1 protein-coding gene and 1 pseudogene are annotated in these 1,541 nt (G+C 54.2%); both read left to right on the top strand.

Annotation, left to right across the window (positions count from 1 at the left end):
- The coding region (locus QCH34_RS12520) for an alpha amylase C-terminal domain-containing protein (protein ID WP_300334617.1) at positions 1-692 on the top strand (692 nt) is incomplete at its 5' end.
- A pseudogene (locus QCH34_RS12515) lies at positions 689-1,541 on the top strand (glycoside hydrolase); the annotation flags it as partial. The gene QCH34_RS12520 and the pseudogene QCH34_RS12515, both read left to right, overlap by 4 nt.

The following is a 1,541-nucleotide window of genomic DNA, read 5'->3' as shown; positions in this document are numbered from 1 at the left end:
ACCGGCGGCACCATCATGATAATCTGACCTTCTCGATCATCTATGCATTCACTGAAAACTATCTCCTTCCACTCTCCCATGATGAGGTGGTCTATGGCAAGGGGTCGCTGATTAAAAAGATGCCCGGCGACTGGTGGCAGCAGTTTGCTAATCTCCGGCTTCTCTATGGATATATGTACACCCATCCGGGGAGAAAGCTCCTCTTCATGGGAGATGAATTTGCCCAGTGGAATGAATGGGATCACGAATCAAGCCTCGACTGGCACCTCCTCTCTGGTGACATGCACAGGGGTGTCAGCACATTAGTTGCAGATCTCAACCATCTCTACAGGAGTGAACCCTCGCTTCATCGTGCTGATGACAGAAGCGAAGGATTCTCATGGATCGATCACGGCGATTGGGAACAGAGCGTGATTGCCTATCTCAGGAGAGCCGATGCAGAAGCCCCGGTTGCCTGTATCTGCAATTTTACACCTGTTCCCCGGCATGGCTACCGGATCGGCGTGCCTGAAGGGGGTGTCTGGGAGGAGCTGATCAACACCGATTCCGGCTGCTATGGTGGGAGCAACTGCGGGAACAACGGCTCTGTGGTGGCAGATACGTATCCATGGCATGGCTTCCCCTCTTCCCTCTCCCTGACACTCCCGCCGCTTGGAGCCGTCATCCTCAGGCCAGAGAGAGGTGAATCATGAGCCGCTTTGCCTGTATTCATGGCCATTTCTACCAGCCCCCGCGAGAAAACCCCTGGTTCGAGAGGATAGAAGTTCAGGATTCGGCATATCCGTTCCATGACTGGAACGAGCGGATCACCGCCGAATGCTATGCGCCAAACTCCGCTGCCAGGATCCTCGATGAAGATGGCCTGATCACGAGAATCGTGAATAATTATTCGATGATGAGTTTTAATGCGGGTCCGACGCTCCTTTCATGGCTTGAGGATAATCACCCGAATACCTATCTTGCACTCATCGAAGCCGACCATATCGGATCGAATCATTTCAGGGGGCATGGCCCTGCGATCGCCCAGTGCTACAACCACATGATCATGCCGCTTGCAAACAAACGCGATAAAGAAACCCAGGTCCGCTGGGGTGTAGAGGACTTCCTTGACCGGTTCGGGAGGGAGCCTGAAGGCATGTGGCTCCCTGAAATGGCGGTCGATATGGAGACGCTTCGTATCATGGCAGCTGAAGGCATCCGGTACGTGCTCCTGGAGCCCCACCAGGTGGCCAGGGTGAGAGGACAGAACGGCACCTGGAGCTCTCTTTCCGATGGATGGATCGATCCGAAGGTGCCGTACCGGGTGGATCTGGGAGAAGGGCAGGAGATTGCTGTTTTTCTCAATGATGTCGGAATTGCCCATGAGGTGGCATTTGGCAACCTTCTTGTGGACGGATACAGGCTTTCGGCACGTCTAGCCGGGGCATTTGACGGAAGGGAGGAGGATCAGCTCGTACACTTTGCAATAGACGGAGAAACCTATGGGCATCACTTTCATTTCGGTGAGATGGCACTTGCATACTGTCTCTCACGGCTCGGAG

This window comes from Methanocalculus sp. (assembly GCF_029762515.1).
In the GTDB taxonomy this organism is placed as follows: Archaea; Halobacteriota; Methanomicrobia; order Methanomicrobiales; family Methanocorpusculaceae; genus Methanocalculus.
This window is presented reverse-complemented; position numbering and strand designations above follow the sequence as displayed.